This is a genomic window from Rhodococcus sp. EPR-157, assembly GCF_001647195.1.
Lineage (GTDB): Bacteria > Actinomycetota > Actinomycetes > Mycobacteriales > Mycobacteriaceae > Rhodococcoides.
This window is the reverse complement of record NZ_LVCV01000219.1, coordinates 1-4,452: the sequence shown is the minus strand read 5'-3', so window position 1 is coordinate 4,452 and position 4,452 is coordinate 1. Positions and strand designations below refer to the sequence as shown.

General features: G+C 63.7%; 3 protein-coding genes and 1 pseudogene. All 4 read left to right on the top strand.

Annotated elements, in window-relative coordinates; translation table 11 throughout:
- On the top strand, positions 1-1,023 hold a 1,023-nt coding region (locus A2J03_RS10060), incomplete at its 5' end, for a glycosyltransferase family 2 protein (RefSeq protein ID WP_068372893.1).
- Positions 1,004-3,181, top strand: coding sequence for a hypothetical protein (locus A2J03_RS10055; protein ID WP_082897744.1), 2,178 nt, complete (start codon positions 1,004-1,006; stop codon positions 3,179-3,181). The genes A2J03_RS10060 and A2J03_RS10055, both read left to right, overlap by 20 nt.
- A 221-nt stretch (positions 3,182-3,402) precedes the next feature.
- Positions 3,403-4,251 (top strand): glycosyltransferase family 2 protein, encoded by an 849-nt coding sequence (locus tag A2J03_RS10050; RefSeq protein WP_068372896.1) that lies wholly within the window; start codon positions 3,403-3,405, stop codon positions 4,249-4,251.
- Positions 4,248-4,452 (top strand): annotated as a pseudogene (locus A2J03_RS10045) (glycosyltransferase family 2 protein); the annotation flags it as partial. The gene A2J03_RS10050 and the pseudogene A2J03_RS10045, both read left to right, overlap by 4 nt.

The following is a 4,452-nucleotide window of genomic DNA, read 5'->3' as shown; positions in this document are numbered from 1 at the left end:
CCTACACGCAGTGCAGCTCAGCCGCCGATCACGGTCGTCATCTGCACGCGCGACCGCATCGATCATCTGCGCGGCGCACTGGCTTCCGTACTCGCCGTCGAATATCCCGACTTCGAAGTGGTGGTCGTCGACAACGCGTCGCCGACCGATGCGACGCAGACCTACGTCCGCGCACTGAACGATCCGCGCGTGCGCGTCGTGTCCGAACCGGTCGCGGGGCTGTCGAGAGCTCGGAACACCGGTCTGCGCGCAGCGCGGCATTCGATCGTCGCATTCACCGACGACGATGTCGCGGTGGACGCCAAGTGGCTGTCGAGCATCGCCCGCGGATTCGACCGGGACGTTCGAGTGACGTGTGTGTCGGGCATCGTTCCCAGCGGCGAGATCCGCACGCATGCGCAGGCGTACTTCGATCGCCGCGTCGGCTGGGCCAGTTCGGTGACGCCTCGCATCTACGATCTCGCGAATCCACCCGCCGATGTTCCACTGTTCCCGTTCCAGGTGGGAATCTATGGAACCGGTGCGAACTTCGCGGTCCGACGCAGCCGCATGTTCGATCTGGGCGGTTTCGACGAAGCCCTCGGCGTCGGCTCCCCCACCAACGGCGGCGAAGACCTCGACATGTTCTTCCGTGTGCTGATGGCAGGCGACAAACTCGTCTACGAGCCCGCTGCCATCGTGTGGCATCGCCACCGAGCGGATTCCGACGCCCTTGCGGTGCAGGCTCGCGGCTACGGGCTCGGCCTCGGTGCGTGGCTGACGACCGTCGCGACCGACCGCCGCGCAGCGACGCTCGCGGCACGGGTGGCCGTACGGAGGCTGGGTAGCGCGATCCGATTGTCGGCAAAGATGAGCAAGGTGGCCTCCCCGCCCGACGATCTCGCCGCCGATCTACCCGAGGGCATCGGCAGGATGGAATTGCTGTCCATCGCGAAAGGCCCGGGTGCGCTGCGTCGTAGCCGTCGAGAGGGCCGTCGTCGTCGACCGCTTCTGGAGGTCGGCCGTGAGCCTGTCCTCGACTGACTTTTCGGCGCCCACGGTCGTTGCGGCGTCGCCCGTCACGCGACCTCAGGTGCGCTACGCCGACGTCGCGGTACTTGCATCGGCGACGGCAATGCTGGCGATGCTGCCCCTGCCCGCCGCGCTGCGGGCAATCCTGCTCGCAGTCATGGTGTTCGCCGGTCCAGGATCGGCCATCCTGACGTGGGTCTACATCCCGCCGCGGGCGCGCATCGCAGCGCTGCCGGTGCTGAGCCTGGCGCTCGTCACACTCGTCACGACCGCCGCGATGTGGGGATACCAGTGGTCGCCACGGTGGATCACCACCGTCGTCGCACTTGCCGGGCTCGGATCCTCGCTGCTTTGGTACCGCCGGAAAGACGAGTGGCCCGATCTACGTGGGTGGCGTAGCTGGGCACTCCACACGTTCTCGCGACGCCATCTGTCCGATCGATGCAGGGCCGGCCTGACCACGCTGTGGGACCGGGAGTACTTACGGCGCAACGTCGCCGGACTGATGCTCGCGCTGGCAGTCGTGCTGTGGCTCCCGTCGCTTCCGGGTCTGGAGAAAGCTGGGTACTCCCAGTTCGGACTACTGCCCGCAGGAACCGGGCCCATCCTGGTGATCTGCATGGCTTTGGTCGTGGCGGCGTTCTTGATCGCGATCCGCCGACACCAACTTCGCACCGCCGTCGCGGCGATCGCCGTTGCGATTCTGGTGCAGCGCCTGACCGTCACCTTCGTCACGAGCGCACCGGTGTACGAGTGGACGTACAAGCACATCGCGGTTACCGAGTACATTCTTTCGTTCGGGGCGTTGCCGCCCAACGGAATCGACATCTACGCCCAGTGGCCGAGCTTCTTCATCCTGACCGCGTGGTTCGGCCAGGTCACCGGATTCGGCATCCTGTCACTGGCACACGTTTTCGCGCCACTCGTACACGTACTGATTGCGCTGTTCGTCTATGGCCTCGCCCGTGTCCTGAAGCTGAGACCTCGGGTCGCCGTGATGGCAGCCATGCTGGCAGAACTGGTCAACTGGGTAGGGCAGGACTACTACGCCCCGCAGGCCCTCGGGTTCGTACTCGCTGTCGGATTTCTCGTCCTGCTGCTGGCATCGACGCAGCTTCGGGTTGCCGGTTTCCTGGCGATCATCCCGTTCGCGGCGCTGGTGCCGAGTCACCAACTCACGCCGTACTGGCTGTTCGCGGTCACCGGAGTTCTGCTGGTGACCGGTCGAGCGAAACCGTGGTGGTTGATGTTCCCGCTGGCGCTGATCCTCGTGGGTTACCTCGTGCCTCGACTGGACATCGTCGCCCCGTACGGGCTGCTGTCGGGGTTCGACCCCGTCGAGAACGCGGCCAGCAACGTGCAGGCTCCCGGCATCCTCGGCAAACAGGTGACGTCGCTGATCTGTCGAGCATTGTCGGCCGGAGTGTTCGGCCTTGCCATGGTGTCGATCGTGTACGCGTGGCGCACCAAGAAGACGTTCTGGGCACCGATGGTGATGGCCTTCGGGTCGATCGGCCTGCTCGCCGGCCAGAGTTACGGCGGTGAAGCCATCTTCCGGGTGTACCTCTACGCCATTCCCGGTTGTGTGCTGCTGATCGCGCCGATGCTGCTGGCCCTGCTCGACGCGAACGCCGGTGCCGCTCGCGGCACTGCGCGCAGGTTCGGGGCGCGCGCAGCGGTCGCGTGTGTGTTCCTGGGAACCGTCGTGGCCGCGACGTTCGGGCTGCAGGGCTACTTCGGCCTGTGGCCTCTCGTCATCGAGAATCGGTCTCAGATCGAGCACACCCAAGCTCTCGTCGAAAGTGCCCCCGCGGGATCACAGTTCACGATGTTGTATCCGGCGGGCTATCCCATCAGATCGACCGCAAAATATGTCGAACAAGCCGAAGCCAACGTGATGTTCGATGCGCCACTGAACTACTACGGCCCCGAATACATGTTGGCGTTCCCGACTGTCGAGCAGCTGACCGCGTTCGAATGGGAAGCGTCACAGCGCGACACACCGTCGTACGTGATCCTGACCAGACAATCCCTGGAAGCGATGAAGTACTACGGGTTCATCCAGGACGGCGCTGCGGACACCTTCGAGCGCTGGCTGAGGTCGAATCCTGCCTGGTCAGTGCACTACCAGGACTCGGACACGATCGTGTTCGAACGCGCTGTGGGCTGACCGACCCGCGGTATGACGCACGTCTCCAAACAATCGCTTAGTTTGTTTAATCGTGACTTGACAAACTCATAGCTTCTTTTAAGGTTAGACGCAGTCGATGAAAACGCAATCGTGTCGCTGAATCAGGGCGCAGGTTGCTTCTGTGGATCCGCCGGGGGTCGCGACACAGGCTTTCTGAGATCAGTCGGTCACACACTGCCCTCAACCCGTCTGGAATGGATATGTCGAACTCCCATAACCCGCGCATCAGCATCGTCATCCCCACTCTGAACGAGGCCGCCAACCTGCGCCACGTTCTTCCGCTGCTGTCCCACGACTACGAACTGGTCCTGGTCGACGGCGGATCCATCGACGGAACCATCGACGCCGCCCGCGAGATTCGCGGAGACATTCGCATCATCAAGCAGACCCGCAAGGGCAAGGGCAACGCGCTCGCATGCGGTTTCGAGGCCGCCACCGGCGACATCATCGTCATGTTCGACGCCGACGGGTCCGCTGACGCCGACGAGATCCCGCGTTTCGTCGACGCGCTACTCGCCGGGGCCGACTTCGCCAAGGGCAGTCGTTTCACCGACGGCGGCGGAAGCCACGACATCACGCCTCTTCGTCGTGCAGGCAACGGCGGACTGCATCTCGTCGCCAACACTCTCTTCGGCACGAAGTTCTCGGACCTCTGCTACGGCTACAACGCATTCTGGCGCGATCTGGTGCCTGTCCTCGATCTGCCGCCAGTGGATCAGCAGGGCCGCGAGGACGAGATGTTGTGGGGCGACGGATTCGAAATCGAGACCATCATCAACTGCCGCTTCGCGGAATCCGGGGTTCGTATCCAGGAAGTTCCGAGCGTCGAACTCGCTCGTATCTACGGCCAGAGCAACCTGCGCACGTTCTCCGACGGCTTCCGTGTCCTTCGCACCTTGTTCACGGAGCGGTTGCGGGCGCGCAAGCTGTCCAAGCAGTCGATTCCGCGCCCTGATCGCCGCACCAACGCTGCCCGTACCGACATGGATCTCGAGTTCGAGGCGTTCGAGGTTCTCGACGAGATCACGTGGCAAGAAAAGTCGGCGTGAACAGCCCGACTTCCTCGGTAGTCATCTGCGCGTACACACTCGATCGCTGGGACGATCTCAGTTCCGCTGTGAATGCAGTTCTGCGACAGTCGACCCCGGCAACCGAATTGCTCGTGGTCATCGATCACAACGACGAATTGCTGTCGCGTGCCCGAATCGAATTCCTACCGCGGGCCTCCACCGTCACCGTCGTCGAGAACA

Coding starts and splice junctions, on each gene's coding strand:
- A2J03_RS10050 (WP_068372896.1), top strand. CDS start 3,403: ATGTCGAACTCCCATAACCCGCGCATCAGCATCGTCATCCCCACTCTG.